17 protein-coding genes and 2 pseudogenes are annotated in these 17,527 nt (G+C 66.8%); 15 read left to right on the plus strand and 4 right to left on the minus strand.

What is annotated here, in order from left to right; all coding sequences use genetic code 11:
* Positions 1-4 precede the first annotated feature (4 nt).
* From M5E06_RS13685 to M5E06_RS13740, 12 genes are all read left to right on the plus strand, one after another.
* The gene (locus M5E06_RS13685; RefSeq protein WP_252138632.1) at positions 5-1,582 is read left to right on the plus strand and encodes a class I adenylate-forming enzyme family protein; all 1,578 of its coding nucleotides are present in this window, start codon (positions 5-7) and stop codon (positions 1,580-1,582) included.
* Positions 1,579-2,760, plus strand: coding sequence for an acyl-CoA dehydrogenase family protein (locus M5E06_RS13690; protein WP_252138633.1), 1,182 nt, complete (start codon positions 1,579-1,581; stop codon positions 2,758-2,760). The genes M5E06_RS13685 and M5E06_RS13690 overlap by 4 nt, the downstream gene beginning before the upstream one ends.
* Before the next feature lie 12 nt (positions 2,761-2,772).
* Positions 2,773-3,654 (plus strand): branched-chain amino acid ABC transporter permease, encoded by an 882-nt coding sequence (locus M5E06_RS13695; protein WP_252138634.1) that lies wholly within the window; start codon positions 2,773-2,775, stop codon positions 3,652-3,654.
* The gene (locus M5E06_RS13700; protein WP_252138635.1) at positions 3,651-4,619 is read left to right on the plus strand and encodes a branched-chain amino acid ABC transporter permease; all 969 of its coding nucleotides are present in this window, start codon (positions 3,651-3,653) and stop codon (positions 4,617-4,619) included. The genes M5E06_RS13695 and M5E06_RS13700 overlap by 4 nt, the downstream gene beginning before the upstream one ends.
* Entirely contained in the window at positions 4,612-5,382 is a 771-nt protein-coding gene (locus M5E06_RS13705; protein ID WP_252138636.1) for an ABC transporter ATP-binding protein, read from the plus strand. The genes M5E06_RS13700 and M5E06_RS13705 overlap by 8 nt, the downstream gene beginning before the upstream one ends.
* Positions 5,379-6,101, plus strand: coding sequence for an ABC transporter ATP-binding protein (locus tag M5E06_RS13710; RefSeq protein ID WP_252138637.1), 723 nt, complete (start codon positions 5,379-5,381; stop codon positions 6,099-6,101). The genes M5E06_RS13705 and M5E06_RS13710 overlap by 4 nt, the downstream gene beginning before the upstream one ends.
* 24 nt (positions 6,102-6,125) lie before the next feature.
* The gene (locus tag M5E06_RS13715) at positions 6,126-7,289 is read left to right on the plus strand and encodes a thiolase family protein (protein ID WP_252138638.1); all 1,164 of its coding nucleotides are present in this window, start codon (positions 6,126-6,128) and stop codon (positions 7,287-7,289) included.
* A complete protein-coding gene (locus tag M5E06_RS13720) occupies positions 7,289-7,705 on the plus strand; it encodes a Zn-ribbon domain-containing OB-fold protein (protein WP_252138639.1) in 417 nt (138 codons plus the stop codon). Before M5E06_RS13715 ends, M5E06_RS13720 begins: the two co-directional genes overlap by 1 nt.
* Positions 7,706-7,757: 52 nt before the next feature.
* Positions 7,758-8,957: an amino acid ABC transporter substrate-binding protein gene (locus M5E06_RS13725; protein WP_252138640.1), complete on the plus strand. Its 1,200-nt coding sequence runs from the start codon at positions 7,758-7,760 to the stop codon at positions 8,955-8,957.
* 1 nt (position 8,958) lies between these two features.
* Positions 8,959-9,729 (plus strand): enoyl-CoA hydratase/isomerase family protein, encoded by a 771-nt coding sequence (locus M5E06_RS13730; protein ID WP_252138641.1) that lies wholly within the window; start codon positions 8,959-8,961, stop codon positions 9,727-9,729.
* Complete coding sequence (locus M5E06_RS13735) at positions 9,722-10,543, plus strand: amidohydrolase family protein (protein ID WP_252138642.1); 822 nt, start codon at positions 9,722-9,724, stop codon at positions 10,541-10,543. Before M5E06_RS13730 ends, M5E06_RS13735 begins: the two co-directional genes overlap by 8 nt.
* A gap of 310 nt (positions 10,544-10,853) precedes the next feature.
* Positions 10,854-11,738: a transposase gene (locus M5E06_RS13740; RefSeq protein ID WP_252138643.1), complete on the plus strand. Its 885-nt coding sequence runs from the start codon at positions 10,854-10,856 to the stop codon at positions 11,736-11,738.
* 24 nt (positions 11,739-11,762) lie between these two features.
* Here M5E06_RS13740 and M5E06_RS13745 read toward each other — a convergent pair.
* A pseudogene (locus M5E06_RS13745) lies at positions 11,763-11,897 on the minus strand (IS6 family transposase); the annotation flags it as partial.
* A gap of 244 nt (positions 11,898-12,141) precedes the next feature.
* Between M5E06_RS13745 and M5E06_RS13750 the strand changes: the two are divergent.
* Positions 12,142-12,270: pseudogene (locus tag M5E06_RS13750) on the plus strand (IS5/IS1182 family transposase); the annotation flags it as partial.
* A gap of 12 nt (positions 12,271-12,282) precedes the next feature.
* Here the strand turns inward: M5E06_RS13750 and M5E06_RS13755 are convergent.
* Positions 12,283-13,200 (minus strand): NmrA/HSCARG family protein, encoded by a 918-nt coding sequence (locus M5E06_RS13755; RefSeq protein WP_252138644.1) that lies wholly within the window; start codon positions 13,198-13,200, stop codon positions 12,283-12,285.
* Between the two features lie 98 nt (positions 13,201-13,298).
* Between M5E06_RS13755 and M5E06_RS13760 the strand changes: the two genes are divergently transcribed.
* Positions 13,299-13,568 carry a winged helix-turn-helix transcriptional regulator gene (locus M5E06_RS13760; RefSeq protein ID WP_252138645.1) on the plus strand — a complete coding sequence of 90 codons (270 nt, stop codon included), beginning with the start codon at positions 13,299-13,301 and terminating at the stop codon, positions 13,566-13,568.
* Between the two features lie 45 nt (positions 13,569-13,613).
* Here M5E06_RS13760 and M5E06_RS13765 read toward each other — a convergent pair whose 3' ends face one another.
* Positions 13,614-14,813, minus strand: coding sequence for an IS256 family transposase (locus tag M5E06_RS13765; RefSeq protein WP_252136941.1), 1,200 nt, complete (start codon positions 14,811-14,813; stop codon positions 13,614-13,616).
* Between the two features lie 99 nt (positions 14,814-14,912).
* Between M5E06_RS13765 and M5E06_RS35840 the strand changes: the two genes are divergently transcribed.
* Entirely contained in the window at positions 14,913-15,158 is a 246-nt protein-coding gene (locus M5E06_RS35840; RefSeq protein WP_353654328.1) for a winged helix-turn-helix transcriptional regulator, read from the plus strand.
* 289 nt (positions 15,159-15,447) lie between these two features.
* Here M5E06_RS35840 and ltrA read toward each other — a convergent pair whose 3' ends face one another.
* A complete protein-coding gene (gene ltrA, locus M5E06_RS13770; RefSeq protein ID WP_252138646.1) occupies positions 15,448-17,115 on the minus strand; it encodes a group II intron reverse transcriptase/maturase in 1,668 nt (555 codons plus the stop codon).
* Positions 17,116-17,527: the final 412 nt, after the last annotated feature.

Raw genomic sequence — 17,527 nt, forward strand, 5'->3', positions numbered from 1 at the left:
GGTCATGAGTTTGACAACCGGCACGGACCAACCGGCCGCCGCACTGGTGGCACGGGCCGCCGCCTCCACCGTGGGAAGCCTGTTCGGTTCCATCGCGCGGCTCTATCCGCAGCGGATCGCCATCGAGGACGATGGCCAGGCAGACCGCCGCGTCCTGACCTTCGCCCAATTGGCCGAACGCGTGAACCGCAGCGCCTCAGCGCTGGCAGCGCTGGGGGTGACGCGCGGCGCGCGGGTTGCGGTGCTGTCGGAGAACCGGCTGGAATACATCGAAACGCAGCTTGCCTGCGCCCTGCTGGGAGCCATCACCGCCTGTCAGAACTGGCGCCTCAGCCCACGGGAACTGGAGCATTGCATCGGCCTTGTCGCGCCGACAGCGATCCTGGTCTCGCCCCGGCATACGGGCACCCTGTCGGACACCGCCACCGCCGGGATTCCGGTGATCGAATTCGGTGCGGAGTGGGAGCGCCGCCTCGCCGCAGCGTCCGCCGACACGCCGCCGGATGTCGCCAAGCCCGAGGATCCGCTGCTGATCCTCTATACAAGCGGCACCACCGGCCTGCCCAAGGGGGCGGTGCTGACCCATCGCAGCCAGCTCGCCCGCATGGCGGCGGCCCCGTTCGACCTGGGGGTGCGGCCAGGCAACACCAACCTGTGCTGGCCGCCGCTCTACCACATGGGTGGCACCGAGCCTGCCCATTACGCGCTGCTGACCGGCGGACGGGTGATCGTGTTGGACGCCTTCGATCCCGACCGGATCGCCGACAAGATCGAGACCGAGCGACTCGAATGGGTGTCGATCATGCCGGGCACGCTGGGCCGGATGATCGAGGTGCTGGAACGGCGAGACGTCAAGCCGCTTGGCCTACGGACCTGCGGCGTGATGGCCGACCTGTCGCCGCCCGCCGAGGTGGCACGGCTGAGCGAGCTGCTGGGCGCCGACTTCCTCAACTGCTTCGGATCGACCGAGACCGGCACCCCGCCGCTGTCCGGCCGCCAGCTTCCCCGCGGCGCCACCGGCGATCTCGGCAAGGCGCCAAGCGTTGGCGCGGAAATCCGGCTGGTCGATCCGGATGACAACGACGTTCCTGATGGCGGGATCGGCGAACTGGCCATGCGTGGTCCGACGCTGTTCAGCGGCTATTGGAACAACGAGGCAGCCACCCGCAAGGACTTCCGCAACGGCTGGTTCCACATGGGCGACCTGCTCCGCCGCAGGCCGGACGGCCTCTTTGATTTCGTCGACCGCGCCAAATACCTGATCAAATCCGGCGGTGAGAACATCTACCCGGCGGAGATCGAACGGGTTCTGGTCGGGCATCCCGACGTGCGCGACGCCGTGGTCGTGCGCAAGAAGGACGATCGCTGGGGCGAGATCCCGGTGGCGGTGGTGGTGTCCGCCAACCCCCGCCTGGAGGCCGCCGAACTGTCCGCCCTGTGCCGGCGGGAACTGGCCGGCTTCAAACAACCCAAGGCCATCCACTTCGTGCCGCCCGAGCGCATCGTCCGCTCCACCACCGGCAAGGTGCAGCGCGGCGCGATCGAAAGTTGGGTCGAAAGCCAGACGGTGGAGCCATCATGAGCGACAGCCTGTCCACATATGCCGCCGCCGCCACCGGCGACGACGCCGCCGACCTCGACGCGCTGGTCCGCACCGTGAGCGGCTTCGTCCAGACCTCCCTGCGGCCGCACGAGGAGGCGGTGGACCGCGCCGACGACGTCGATCCCGACCTGATGCGCGACCTGCGCCGGTCGGCCGCCGACCTCGGCATCTACGGCTACAACATGCCGGAGGAAATCGGCGGGCCGGGGTTGAGCCGGGTTGCCATCTCGGCCATCGACGAGGCGACCGGCCACACCAGCATGCCGCTGGCCGAAGCCTGCGGTCATCTGCCGGGATCGCTGCTGTTCGCCAACGCGGCCCAGCGCGACTGGTTCGTCGGACCGCTGATGCGCGGTGAACGCACCGTCGCCTATGCCCTGACCGAACCGGACGCCGGTTCCGACCTGAACGCGCTGCGGACGCGGGCGCGGCGGACCGACGGCGGCTGGCTGCTGTCGGGCGCCAAGACCTTCATCTCGCATGCGGAGACCGCCGACCACACCATCGTGCTGGCGGTGACCGACCGCGACGCGCCGCTGAAGGGGCGGCTGACCACCTTCATCGTGCCGCGCGGCGCACAGGGTTTCATCGTCGAACGTCGCTTCCGCAAGCTGGGCTGGCACGGCTACCACCTCTCGGCGCTCGCCTTCGACGACTGCTTCGTGCCGGACGACCATGTGCTGGGCGCGCCTGGCGCCGGGTTCGGCGTGATGATGGCGACCATCAACAACGACCGGCTGTTCGTGTCCTGCCGCTGCGTCGGCATGGCCCAGCGGTTGATCGATCTGGCGGTGCCGCACGCCCGCGACCGCACCACCTTCGGGCGGCGGCTGGCCGACCATCAGGCCATCGCCTTCATGCTGGCGGACTGCGACGTGGAGATCGACGCTGGCCGGCTGCTCTGCGCCAAGGCGGCCCGCCTGTCGGACCAAGGGCATCCTGACGCCCGCATCGCCGCCTCGCGCGCCAAGCTCTTCTGCACCGAGATGGTCGGGCGGGTGGCCGACCGGGTCCTCCAGATCTTCGGCGGGGCCGGCTTTACGGCCGACCTTCCGGTGGAGCGCATCTATCGCGACGCGCGCGGCTTCCGCATCGGCGAGGGCACCTCGGAGATGCAGCGGCTCCAGATCGCGCGCAGCCTGATCGACCGGATGTGAGGACAATTGCGGATGGAAACCACGCTCCTGGCCCAATCCCTGCTGCTGGCCCTGACCACCGCCGGGCTCTACGCCGCTATCGCCTCCGGCCTCACCCTGGAATTCGGCGTAACCGGCATCATCAACTTCGCCCATGGCGAGTTCGTCATGCTGGGCGCCTTCCTGACCTATTTCCTATACGAGGCGGCGGGCGTGCCGCCGCTGGCCGGCATGGTCCTGTCCGGTCTGGCGATGACGGCATTGTCCTGGCTTGTCTTCGATGGCTTCCTGTCGAGGGTGTTGAAACAGGACGAGCACAACCAGATCCTCGCCACCATCGGGCTGTCGATCCTACTGATCAATCTGGCGATGATCGCCTGGACGCCGGATGCCCGGGTGATGCACGCCCCGGCCCTGCTGCCGCCGCTGCAGCTCGGCGACGTCATCGTTCCCGGCAACAATCTGGTCGTGCTGCTGGTCGGCATCGCGCTCTATGCCGGGATGATCTGGTTCATGCGGCACACCCGCCAGGGGCTGCTGCTGCGTCTGGCCGCCGACGACCCGCAGCTGGCGGTTCTGGCCGGGGTGGACGTGACGCGGATGTTCCGCCTGTCCTTCCTGATCGGCGGACTGACGGCGGGCGTCAGCGGCGGTTTGGTGGCGCTGATCCTCTATGTCCAGCCGCTGGTGGGTGTCGATCTGGTGATGCGCGCCTTCGCCATCGTGGCGCTGGGCGGGCTGGGCAGCATCGGCGGCGCGCTGATCGGCGCGGTGCTGCTGTCGGCGGCGGAAAACCTGACCGCCACCTTCGTGCCGGGCGGGGGAAGCTGGGGTTACGGCGTCGCCTTCGTCATCATCGTCCTGGTGCTGGTCGTGCGGCCCACCGGGCTGTTCGGATCGGAGCGACGGGCATGAAGACCGGACTTACGCGACTTCTTCCCTACGCCCTCATCCTTTTGGTCACGCTGACCCTGGTGTGGATCGACAAGCCCTTCTGGATTCAGCTCGCCATCGGCGTCGCCCTCACCGCGATCACGGCATTGGCCTGGGACATCCTGTCCCGCACCGGCCAGGTTTCGCTGGGGTCGGCAGCCTTCTTCGGCATCGGATCCTACACGCTGGCGATCTTCGAGCCGCTGATCGGGCTAACGCTGGCCTGGATCGCGGTGGCGGTGGTCTGCGCGCTGGCGGCGACGCTGCTTGGCCTGCTGACCCTACGGCTGCGCCGGATGTATTTCGCCATCGCCACACTGGGTTTCGCCCTGTCGATGCAGGTGCTGGTCGTGGTGTTCCCCGACTGGACCGGCGGCTCGGGCGGCATCGCGCCGCCGGTGCTGGCGGACGGCGATCCGCGCTGGCAGCTCGGGCTGATCGGGCTGCTGCTGCTGGCGGCTGTTGCCTTGTCGGACACGCTGCTGGGACTGCGCTTCCGCCCGGCCTTCTTCATGATCCGCACCAAGCCGGAACTGGCCGCGGCCAGCGGCGTGCCGGTGGTGCGCATGAAGATCTTCGCCTTCATCGTGTCGGGCGTGCTGATCGGCTTGGCCGGAGCCTGCTATGGCGGCCTCTACGGCTACGTTGTGCCGACCGACGTATTCACCACCAACTGGAGCGTGCTGCCGCTGGCCATCGCCACGCTGGGCGGGATGGACACCACCATCGGCCCGCTGCTGGGCGCCATCGTGCTGAAGGCGCTGGAGGAGGTGGCGCGCTCGGTGATCGGAGGCACCGGCTATCAGGTGGTCTACGGCGCCGTCATCATCCTGTTCGTCATCGGCATGCCGCAGGGGATCGTCGGCCTGCTGCGCAAGGCCGCGACGCTGTCCGGACGCAGGACCGCCGCCGGCGAGAAGAAGAAGGAGCGGGAACGCCATGCGTGACACAGCCTCTCCCGCCCCCGCCCGGACCTCCGGCGGCGCGATCCTGGCGGTCGAGGATCTGACCGTGGCCTTCGGCGGCCTGAAGGCGCTCGACGGGGTGTCGTTGTCCATCGCGGCGGGCGAGATCACCGGCCTGATCGGCCCCAACGGCTCGGGCAAGAGCACGCTGGTCAACACCGTGTCGGGCCAGCTTCCCGTCCGCAGCGGGCGCATCAGCCTGCGCGGAGGCGATGTGACCGGGCGGCGTCCCGACCGGATCGTCCGGGCCGGAATGGCCCGCACCTACCAGATCCCGCGCGTTCCCCCCACGCTGACCGTCGAGGAGGTGCTGTCGGTTCCCCTGCTCTATGCCGGGCGCGACCGCCACCGGCTGCCGGGGTTGGACGACGCCGCATCGATCGCCGCCTTCTGTGGACTGGGTCCACTGTTCCGCCGCTTCTGCGGCGACCTGTCGGTCACCGATCTCAGGCGGCTGGAGATTGCCCGCGCGCTCGCCTGCGCGCCCGACCTGCTGCTGTTGGACGAGGCGATGGCCGGCCTGTCGCACGAGGATTCGGTGGAGGTGATGGGCCTCATCCGCAATGTCCACGAACAGGGGATCAGCATCGTGATCATCGAGCATCTGATGCGCGTCATCACCAGCCTGTGCCACCGCGTCGTGGTCCTGAACAACGGCCGCCTGCTGGCCGAAGGGGCGCCGGCCACGGTGCTCGCCGACCAGGCGGTGCGGGAGGCTTATCTGGGCAAGGGATTCGCGTCATGAGCCGCTTCGTCGGACGGATCGGCGGCGCCTCCTACGACCGCCTGCGCGTCCTCCACCAGCTCGACATCGCGGTAGAGAGCGGGCACATGCTCGTCATCCTCGGCTCCAACGGCGCCGGCAAGACCACGGCGCTGCGCGCGCTCGCCGGCACCGTCGCCACCAGCGGTCGCCATCTGGCGCTGGACGGGCAGGACCTCAGCAATTGCGCGCCCTGGCAGCTTCCGGCCCATGGCGTGGTGCTGGTCCCGGACGGGGCGCGCTGCTTCCCGAACCTGAGCGTCGAGGACAATCTGCTGGGCGCCCATGGCGCCGCGGCGGGTCGGCGGCGGCAGGCGCCCTACGGGCAGCTGCGCGACATGGTGTGCGGCTATTTCCCGATCCTGCGAGACCGCAGCCGCCAGATCGCCGGAACCATGAGCGGCGGCCAGCGCCAGATGCTGGCGATCGGCCGCGCCCTGATGGCCGAGCCATCGGCCCTGATCCTGGACGAGCCCTCGGCTGGCTTGGCCCCGATCATCGTCGAGGAACTGTTCGTGACCCTCGCCAAAATCAAGCGGGAGACCGGCTGCGCCATCGTCATGGCCGAGCAGAATGTCGGCTACGCCACCCACATCGCCGACCATTGCGTCGTGCTGGAAGAAGGGCGGACCGCCCTCTCCGGACCGATGGCCGAGGTCGTCAACCATCAAAAGTTGCGCAGCGCCTATCTCGGCATCTGACGCATCGGAAACGGAGCACACCCCATGCCGACAGTCGGTTCCGACGTCGTCATCGCGGGCATCGGCGAGACCCCCGTCGGTCGCCTGCCCGGTTGGTCGTCGGTCGAAATTCAGGCGGCGGCCGTTCTCGCGGCGCTGCGCGACGCGGGCTTCGCCCTGTCCGACCTCGACGGACTGATCAATCTCGATCCCTACGCCACCCCCAACAGCATGTTCTCGTCCACGCTGGCCGAGCATCTGGGCGTGGCGCCCCGCTTCGCCTGCACGGTCGACGTCGGCGGCACCGTCACCGGCATGACCATGCTGCAGCAGGCGGTCTGGGCCATCGAAAGCGGCTATTGCGACGTGGCCGCCTGCGTCTATGGCGAGAACACCCTGACCGGCCGCCCGGTCGGCGCCCAGGGCCTGCACATGCACAACCTGCTGGGCGGGGAGGAGTGGGAGGAGCCGTTCGGCCTGCACGGCATGGTGATCCCCTATGCCCTGCTCGCCCAGCGCTATCTCGACCTCTACGGCGCCACCGATGAGGATCTGGCGGCGGTCGCCCTGGTCACGCGTCGCCACGCGCTGCTGAACGACAACGCGCAGATGCGCAAGCCGATGACGCTGGAGGATTACCGGGCCAGCCGTATGATCAGCAGCCCGTTGCGCCTGCTCGACTGTTCGCTGGTGTCTGACGGCGGCGGAGCGCTGGTGCTGACGCGGGCCGGGCGCGCGCCGCAGGGCCGCGGACGCGGCGTCGCCATTCGCGCCATCGGCATGAAGACCACCCACAATTCGGTGGCGCTGATGCCGGACATTCCCGAGCTGGGGATGGCCGCCGCCGGCGCCGACGCCTACGAGGCGGCGAGGATAGGACCGGAGGACATCCAGGTCGCCAACCTGCACGACGCCTTCACCATCTCGGTCCTGGTGTCTCTGGAAGCTCTGGGCTTCGCCCGACCAGGCGAAGGCGGAGCGTTGGTGCGGTCGGGCGCCATGGATCTTGGCGGACGCTGGCCGCTGAACCCCCATGGCGGCCTGCTGTCCCAGGCGCACATCGGCGGGATGCTCCACATCACCGAGGCGGTGCGCCAGCTGCGCGGCGAGGCCGGGCGGCGGCAGGTGGAGGGGGCACGCCGGGCGTTGGTCAGCGGCAACGGCGGCATCTTCTCGGTCTGTGGCGCCATGATTCTGGAGAAACCCTGATGCTGGATCTTCTCGCCACCCCACCGAACCCGACCGGGGCCAGCGCGCCCTTCTGGGACGCGTGCGACCGGGGAGAGCTGCTGTTTCCCAAATGCGGACGCTGCGGACATCTCTTCTACTACCCGCGCCGGCATTGCCCGCTCTGCGGCGACACGGCGCTCGGCTGGCAGCGGATGTCGGGCCGGGGCACCGTCTTCTCCCACAGCCATGTCCATGTCGCCTTCCAGGGCGGGGCGTGGGACGGCCAGCTTCCCTACATGGTGGTGCTCGTCGATCTGGCCGAAGGTCCTCGGATGCTGAGCCGGCTGATCGGCGACAACGCCGGGGCCGTGCGCGGCGGTGACTCCGTGTCCGTCGTCTTTCCCCGGATCGGCGACCGCCGATACCCCTTCTTCCAACGTGTCGCCGCCGGCTGAACCGGCGGCGAATATCACCTGCGAACAACGACCATAAAAACAGGAGGAAACCATGCGTTTCGTGAAACGGCTGGCGACCGGCGCCGCAGCACTTGGCATTGCCGCGCTGACAATGACCGGGCCAACTCCGGCCGCCGCACAGACGGCGGAGCCGATCCGGATCGGTGTGCCGCTGCCGCTGACCGGCGTCCTGGCGGTGGGCGGCCAGACCATCCTGGCCGGCGTGCAGTTCGCGGCGGGCGAGATCAACGCCGCCGGCGGCCTGCTGGGTCGTCCGGTCTCCCTGCTGATCGAGGACACCAAGAGCGAGCCGAACACCGCCGCCACCATCGCCTCCAAGATGGTGACCGAAGACAAGGTCTACGCCTTCGTCGGCGGATACGGCAGCACCGCCGACTTCGCGCTGCTGTCCAGCATCAAGCGCTACAAGCCGCTGTTCATCCACACCGGCTCCTCGTCCGTTAAGCTGGAGAAGACCTTCGGCACGGAAGACTGGTACTATCACATCTACATCTGGGATTATCACCGCCAGAAGGCGGCTTCGAGCTTCCTCGCCTCCATCGACCCGAAGGTCAAGACGGTGGCGCTGGCCTATGAGGATGGGCTCTACGGCGCCGACGCCGCCAAATTTGCCGAAGAATATCTGACCAAGGCCGGGATCAAGCTGGTGATGAAGGAGCCGTTCAAATCCGGCTCGCCCGACTTCTCTCCGGTGCTGACCCGCGTCAAGTCGCTGAACCCCGACGCTTTCTTCTCCGTCGGCTATTCGGGCGACAACCTCCAACTCGTCCGTCAGATGAAGAGCCTCGGGATCAAGCCGAAGCTGACCATGGTGGTGTCCGCCGGCGACCGCCGTGCCGACTACGGCGACATGAGCGAGGGGCTGACCATGATCACCGAATGGTCCACCGCCGACCGCACCCCCGCCGCCGCCGAGTTGATCCGCAAGGTGGAAGCGAAGGGCCAGACCATCGCCCCCGTCTTTCCCCAGGGCTATACCGGCATGATGACCCTGGCCAAGGCGATCGAGAGCGCCGGCACGCTGGACCAGGACAAGGTGCGCAAGGCGCTGTCCACCGCCACCTTCGACACCCCCTACGGCAAGATCGGCTACCGGCCGTCGGAAGGCGGCGGCCTGCACCAGCTTCTGTCGGACGAGACGATGGTCATCGTCCAGCACCGCAAGGAGGGCGAAGAGATCGTCTATCCCCCGGCCAAGGCGAGCGGCAAGCTCGTCTATCCGGCGCCGTGAGATGACGGTCCGTTTCGAACGGCGCGGAACGGTCGGGCTGATCACCCTGGCGAAGCCCGACCGCCACAACGCGCTGGCCGGCGATCTGGTGGCCGACCTGCTCGCCACGCTCGACCGACCCGAGGCGCACCAGGCCGCCGCCCTGGTCATCGCCGGCGATGGTCCCTCCTTCTGCGCGGGGGCGGACATCGGCGATCTGCTGGACGCCGGCTGGATGACGCCGGCGCCCAGCGGGCCGACGCCGATGGACCTGTTCGAACGGCTGGACGGCCATCCCCGTCCGACCATCGCCGCCGTCCATGGCCGGGCGCTCGGTGGCGGATTCGAGCTGTCGCTGTGCTGCGATCTGGTGGTCGCAGCGGCGGACGCCGTCTTTGCGCTGCCCGAACTGGGGCTGGGGGTCGTGCCCAACACCGGGCTGGAAAGGCTGGTGCAGATCGCCGGCCCCCGCCACGCCCTGGACCTGATCCTGACCCGGCGCCGCATCAGTGCAGAGGAGGCGGCGGCGATGGGGCTGGTCTCCCGCGTCGTTCCGGCCGGAGGCGCGGTGGACGGTGCGGTGGAACTGGCGCGCGCCATCACCGACGGGGCGCCGCCTGGGGCCATCGCCACGGTCAAGCGCGCAGTGCGCCGCGCAGCACCGCTCGACTGGCCGGGGGTGCGGGCAATGTTGGCCGAGGTGCCTCCCGGCGAATGGGCGGAGGGGCTGGGCGCCTTCCGCGACCGGCGGCGGCCGGACTACAGCGAATTCTGGAGGACATCGGATGCGTGACGCCAAATCCTTCCAGGTCTTCGACCTGCATCACCATGTCGGCTCGCTCGACATCGTCGGCGGCGCAGGGGGCGGCGCAGGGGGCATGGCGGTGGATGCCGAACAGCGGATCGCCTTCATGGACCGCCACGGCATCGCCCAGGCGCTGCTGATGCCGTCAAACGGCTATCAGGCGCCGAACGGCATTGCCGATACCCGTCGTGTCAACGATCAGGTCGCCGAGTACCGCGACCGCTGGAGCGATCGCTTTCCCGCGGCGCTCGCCACCGTGTCCCCGCTGGAAGGGGATGCGGCGCTGGACGAGATCGACCGCTGCATCCAGGTTCTGGGGATGAAGGGCATCGTCTGGCACCATCGGTTCCAGGGATGCGCCATCGACCATCCGCGCATGGACGCGCTGCTGGAGCGCGTCCGTCATCATGGTGTACCGGCCTTCATCCACATCATCGGCGATTCCAAGTTGGAATCTCCTTGGAAGCTGGAGGTGCTGGCCGAACGGTTCCGCGATGTCCAATTCGTCGCGCTGGACGCCTTCTCGTCTCCCGACTTCGCGCATTGGATGCCGCACATCGCGCGGCGCCATCCTAACATCCTGTTCGACACGGGGGTGATGGTTCCGGTTTCCCACATGGTCGAACGCTTCGTGCGCGAGGCGGGAGCGCACCGGCTGCTGCTGGGCACCGACTTCTACTCCTCGCCCAAACTGTTCAGCGTTCCCTTCCCCCTGTTGGAGATCCTGGGCTCCGACCTGACGGACCGGGAGTGCGCGGAAATACTCGGCAACAACGCCCGGCGCCTGCTTGGGCTTGCCTGATAGTTCCGGCCGACAGGACAAGGCCGGCCGCCTCGCGCCAAATGGAGGGCGCGAGCGCGGGCGGCGCGTCATTCGGAGGCGTAGATCATACCGGCCTAGCGCCGGGATGCCGGCACTCCGCGTCCTTGCCGATCAAAGGGGCGCCTGACTGACGAACTTTACCTGTTCGAACACCTGAGAGCTTGTTCGTGGCAGGCACGTCCTAACTGGTGCTGTGCGGGATGCTACTTTAAGCTGAACAGGAGTGGTGCGGCGGGGCAAGGTCTGGTAGATCTGCGGCCCTTGTTCTGACCACCTGGATTCGCACTCTGTGGGCACGGCCGTTCGTCCCGCAAGCACCACGCCGGCGTCTTGGGATGCGTTCTCGGACGTCGATGCTTTTGTCGAGGAGGTGCTGAGCGAGCTGACAGCGATGGCGGCCGATGGCCGTCGCCCAACCCGTTCCGGGCCCAAGCCGGCGCTCACCGGAGCAGCGTTGCGCAAGGCGATCATGGCGATCTGGTGCGTGTGCTTTTGTGGCACGCTATGGCGCGTCATCGGCCAGCTCTCCGGCATGCCCTTCGGCACGCTGTACAGCCTATTCGCCCGCTGGACTCGGCTCGGGCTGTGGCGGCGCTTGCTTGACCGACTGCGCCGCACGTGGCGGCTGACCTGCGGCGATACTGCGGAGCCGAGTGCCATCGTGATCGACAGCCGCACCTGCCCTTCGGCCCCGAGTTGCTTTGCGCGGGGCGTGGACGGCGGTAAGAAGATCCGCGGCGAGAAGGTCCATCTCGCGGTGGAGAAGTATGGCATTCCGCTGGCGATCGATGCTGCGTCAGCCAACGTGCACGACACCAGAGGCATCGTGCCGGTGCTGCGCCAGCTCGCCGAACGTGGCTTCCAAGGGCCGGCCATTGGCGATCTTGGCAATCGCGGCGAACGTCTGGCCAAAGCCGCGGAAGCGTTCGGCATCACGGTCCGGCGGATCGCCCGCGGCCGAAAGGGGGGTATTCATCTCCACCGAAATCGCCTGGGTGGTGGAGCGCTCCTTCAGCTGGATCAGCCGCTACCGCCGATTGAACCCCATCGTCGAGCGAACAAAGGAGCACTTCGTCGCCTTCGTCCAAATCGCCTTCATCTCCATCCTCTCCAGGCGCCTGCAGCGGTTCATACCCAAGGACTTCAACGCATGATGTCTACGAACATGCTCTGAGTCAGCGCCTCCGCTCGCCGGTATGATGCCGCGGGCCGCCAGCATCTCCTCCACCATGTGCAAGCTCAGTGGAAAACGGAAGTACAGCCACAGCGCCGTCGTAATGACCTCGGCAGGGAAGCGGTAGCCGGCGTAACGAGGATCACGGGACGTCGTCATCGCGACCCTTTACCGACCTGCATTCCCGCAAGCCAGCCTGAACTTGACTGTGCCAGCAGCGGCATTGCGCGACGGCGGAAATTCGCCGCCGGATCCATACCACTGCCGCCGGTTGCGTCCCTCACTCCCTGCCCAAGGCTGACGAGGTTCATCAGCGTGTCTTGCAGTGCCAGCTTGTCTTCGTTGTCAGGATAGGCGCTGTGATCGGCCGAGCGGCGGACGACATAGTGCGACGTAATCGCATAAACGCAATCCCATAGACGTAGTGTTCGGACGCCTGAAAGACTGGCGGCGCGGCGCCACTCGCTACGATCGATGCCCGACCGTCTTCCTGTCTGCCATCGCTCTCGCCGCCACAGTGCTCTTTTTGCTATGTGTTCTGAGCCTAGGGCTGGGCGTAGGCCCATGCCCCGCTGGCGTTCAGCGCCGCGCGGAACAGCTCGCGTCCGTCGCCGGCCAGCCAGTCCCGAAAGGACTGCAACTCAGGGTTGATTCGGCGCAGATTGTCCAGATCGGCCGCGCCCGCCAGCGGCCCCGCATCCATCACTCCCATCAGCTTGGCGAGAAAGGGCGTGGCCGCAAGCACCTCTTCCGGGAACCGCGAATAGAGGATGCGGCGTCCGGCCGCCTCGCCGAACAGCGCCTCCAGTTCCTGGCCGGTGACGCCATCGCTGGCGATGTCGAAGGTTCGCCCGACGAAGGCGCCGGGATCGGCGAACACCGGCGCAACGATCTTGCCGATGTCGGCCACGGCGATGAACTGCATCGTCTGGTCCGGCCGCATGAAGAAGGTGAATCGGCCTTCGTCCAGCCCGAAGCCCGGCATCATCAGCATTTCCATAAAGGAGGCCGGTTGGACGATCGTATAGGGCACCGGCAGGGTGCGGATATGCGCCTCGATCTCGGCCTTGCTGTCGAAATGGCCGACGCCTGAAGGCCGATCGCTGATGGCGGCGGTCGAGCTGTAAACCAGATGCCGCACCCTACTCTCGGCGGCGAGATCCGCGACCGTCATACCATAGCGGACCTCGTCGGCATCGCTGATCACGCCGCCCGGCGAACTGGGCTGGACGCTGAAGACGCCGTGGACGCCGCTCATGGCCCGGCGCAGGGAGGCCGTATCGTCCAAGCCGCCCTCGAACAGTTCGGCGCCCGCGTCCTTCAGGGCGACGGCCTTGACGGCGTGGGGATCCCGCACCATCGCGCGGACGGGCCAGCCGGCCTTCAACAGGGCGGCGGCGACGGATCCGCCCTGTTGGCCGGTAGCGCCGAAGACCAGGATGGGAGCTTGAGAGGTGGACATTGCAGACCCTCGTTACGGTTGAGGGTTACCTATATATACTACTGGAAAGCTGTCGGAAGACGGCACATTTTTCAGCCTCAGGCACACGGATGATACGCATGAACCGCACCATTCACGGTCGCCCCTACGAGGAGACGGAACAGGGCCCGCGGTTTCGCCCGTGTGCGCCCAACGGCGTGCTCGCCCGTTTGGGCGACAAATGGACCATCCTCGTGATGTCCCATCTGGCGGTCGCCGACGGCCACCGACTGCGCTTCTCTGAGCTCAAAAACGGCATTGAAGGGATCACCCAGAGAATGCTGACGCTCACCCTGCGCAATCTCGAACGTGATGGACTGATCAGGATCGTGTCCCTGGCCGTGGTGTAGGAGCGGAGAGGCGCTCATGGTCTCCGGGTGGTCTGGCCGGGATTGTCAGGCGGCCACAGCGGGCAGGCTGACGAGGGGATCATCGCCGAGTGGGGCGATGGTTTCCAGCGTCATGTAGCGCGCCCTCTGGACAGCCCATTCGTCGTTCTGTTCCAAGAGGATGGCACCAATGAGGCGCGTAATCGCCTCCTCGTTCGGAAATATGCCGACAACCTCGGTGCGTCGCTTGATCTCGCCGTTGAGACGTTCAATCGGGTTTGTCGAGTGGAGCTTGGCCCGATGCTCCTTGGGAAAGGTCATGAAGGCCAGGACGTCTTCCTCCGCCTCGTCCATCAGGTCGGCTAGCTTCGGCAGCTTTGGACGGACCTGATCAGCCACTTGCCGCCACTGCGTTCGGGCGGATGCCGCATCGTCCTGTGCGAAAGCAGTGGCGATGAAGGCCGCCACGACGCGCCGGCCGCTTTTGCCGGCATGGGCAAGCGCGGTCCTGGAGAAATGCACCCGGCACCTTTGCCACGTCGCCTGGAAGACGCGGGTGACCGCCGCCTTGATGCCGCCATGGGCGTCGGAGATCACCAGCTTGACGCCGCTCAGCCCCCGGCGTTTTAGCTTGCGCAGGAACTCGATCCAGAAGGTCTCGGCCTCCGACGGGCCGATGTCCATGCCCAGGACCTCGCGGCGGCCGTCGGTGTTGACCGCCACCGCGATGGTGACGGCCACCGAGACGATGCGCCCGTTCTGGCGGACCTTCACGTAGGTGGCGTCCAGCCACAGGTAGGGCCAATCGCCTTCGATGGGACGGCCAAGAAAGGTCTTCACCCGTTCGTCGATCTCCTCGCACAGCCGGCTGACCTGGCTCTTGGAGATGCCCGACATCCCCATGGCCTGGACCAGATCGTCGACCGAGCGGGTCGAGATGCCCTGGATGTAGGCCTCCTGGATCACCGCGGTGAGCGCCTTCTCGGCCATCCGCCGCGGCTCCAAAAAGCCGGGGAAGTAAGACCCCTTGCGCAGCTTGGGAATGCGCAACTCAACAGTGCCGGCGCGGGTCTCCCAGTCGCGATCCCGGTAGCCGTTACGCTGGACGAGCCGCTCGGCAGACCGCTCGCCATGACCGGCCCCGGTCAGGCCCTGCACCTCCAGTTCCATCAGCCGTTCGGCGGCGAAGCCGATCATCTCACGCAGAACATCGGCATCCGCGCCCTTCTCAAGCATCGCGCGAAGCGCCATCATCTCGTCGGTCATCGTGGTCACCCTCGGTCGAGGTTGTGTTGTGGTGACCAGACTCTACCGAAGAACCACGATGACCGCCCGCTGTGGATAACCGGCCCGCCTACGCCAGCCATGGGAGGGCGCTGCGGCGGGCCGGTTCCCCACAGCTCCTACACCACCCCGTGGGGCACGACCCTGATCAGCCGCCACTATTTTCCAGAGGTGCCGCCGCGCGTGGAGTATGAGCTGACTAAAAGGGGGGCAAGCATGCTGCCCGCTCTCGAGGGCTTCACCTCCTGGATCCGCGACAACTGGCCCGGAATTGAGGCCAGCCGAGAGGCGTTCGACGCCGAAGCTAAACAGGCCGCGGCTCGGTGATCCGCCGCAAGCGCGCCGGGGCGGTGTCCCGTCGATCCGGGCGTTTATAGACGGCCAGCCACCGCTCGCGGCTTGCAACGCTCGCCACTCTCTCGGCTCGGGTGCGTCGGGGTGCGATGGCCGATGCGTCGGTGTGGACCGGCGGCAACCGGCGAAGCCGACCATGGACGGCAAAGAGCCAGCGTTCAAGCATCTGGCGCGTATTGGCGAGCAGGTGTCGGGTAGCTGGGCTCCGTTGCCGAAGCCCAGCCCCCTCAGAACCGGACGTGACGATCTCCCGTCATCCGGCTCAAGCCTCCGCCGCCCGGTACCCGATCCGCGCGTGGTGCCCATAGTGGCACCACCGGTGTACCAGTTGTAGGTTGTCGATCTGGTCCGATCCGCCGCGATGTCGCGGGATGTTGTGATGTTCGTCGATCAGAGGAAGATCCTCATCCGGATCAAAACCAACACGACACATCGCGCATTGAAAGTCTTGTCGCCGCAGCAAGGCCAATCGCATGGGAGAGTGCATCGTCACCTTCATGCGTCGTTGCTGCCGCTCTTCCCAGTAAGCCTGGTCGTCGGGATTGAGCGGGCTTCGCTTTCCTTGGACCTTGCTGTGCCGGGTGACCGGAGTGTCGTCGTGCCGAGCGAGCCGGGTACGGCCATCCACGAAATTCCATTTGGCGTCGAAGTAGCGCGACCGGACCCAGGCCGCCGACTTGGTCGGGTGGCGGCGCTTGGCCCAGTGCCACAGCTTCGCGTGGACATGATGGTCCATGGAATGGAACGTCCGCTTCGAGGCGCCATGCCGATAGTAGTTCGCCCATCCCCGGATCAGCGGGTTGAGCTCGCCGATGACTTGGCTGGCGGTTGCCTGACGATGGCTGCTCAGATAGTCATGGATGGTGCGCAGATGCTGCACCACCTTCGCCTTCTGAGGGGTCGTCAGGATCACGCCACGATACCTTCGCACGGTGAAGCCGAGGAAGTCGAAGCCCTCGTCGATATGAACGATCCGGGTCTTCTTCTCGCTCAGCGTCAACCCACGCTCTCCGAGAAATCGCGTCAGCGTGGGGACAACATACGTCTCCAAGACTTCACGTGTCGGTGCCGTCACCACCAGATCGTCGGCATAGCGCACCAGACCGAGGCCACGGTTGAGGCCGTGACGCCGGCTTGGACGAACGGGGCGGCCCCGCGTGTCTTCGGCTCCGAAGAGCCGCTCCATGCCGTCGAGGGCAATGTTGGACAACAGGGGCGACGCGATGCCACCTTGTGGTGTGCCGGCCGTCGTTGGCGTCCATGTGCCGAGTTCCACCGTACCGGCCTTGAGCCAGCGATGGATGGTGGTGGTGAACGTCGGCAGCTTCGCCAGCAGCGGATCGTGTCCGATGTTGTCAAAGCAGCCGGCAATGTCTGCGTCGAGTACCCATTCACTCGCGCCGGCAGGAGCTAGCATCGCGTGCAGGGCGACGATCGCATCCATCGTGCACCGTCCAGGCCGGAACCCGTAGCTGTTCGCCTCGAAGCGTGTCTCCCATTCGGGTTCCAGCGCCATCTTGACGAGCATCTGCAAGGCTCGATCCCGGATCGTCGGAATGCCCAAGGGCCGCTTCCGGCCGTCCGCCTTCGGGATGTACACCCTGCGGACCGGCTGTGGGCGGTAGTCCTTGAGGCTCAGATCAGTGCTCAACCTCATCCGGCCTTCGGGCGTTTTGCACACCACGCCATCAATGCCGGGAGTGTTGCGGCCAGTGTTCTGCTGGGTAACCCGGCGGACCGCCAGCCGTTTTGCGGATGTAGAGCGGACCAGGAGCTTCTGCAGGTTCTTCACCTGCCGCCCGTTCCCAGCCGCCGCGGCACGGTAGATGCGTCCTTGAAGGCGCTTCACGACCGCTTCCGTCGTGGTCCAATCGATCTCGGACCACGCCATCGTCGGCGGACGTTCACCGGTCTGTTCGGTTTGCACCATCCAACGTCTCCGGCAATTCCAAGCACCCCAAGGGGGCTCGACCGTTGAGACCATGGCGGAAGTCTGCGCCCTTTCGGGCTGGGTATTTCCTCATCACCGAGGCCCTATCCACCCCATTACAGGATGGCTTTCGCTTTCTCCGCCTTCCTCTACCCCCTTCACCATCTCCTTCCTTGCGGTTGGCATACCGTCGCCTCGCGGCAGACGGGATGAATGGGGCTTACCCTGTTGTCTGATGTGGAGAAGCGGATGGGGAGGCTGCGCCCTATGGTCCGGCGGGTCTTCGTGCCACCGTCGTCGGGGCTGGCAACCGACGATCCGACCCACGTGCCATTTTGGCGCCGGCCTGTCAGCACCTTTGGCCGGTTGCCGATGACGGACCTTAACGACGGGCATTCACATGCGTTCAGCC

It is taken from the genome of Azospirillum sp. A1-3 (assembly GCF_023806445.1).
Classification (GTDB): Bacteria; Pseudomonadota; Alphaproteobacteria; order Azospirillales; family Azospirillaceae; genus Azospirillum.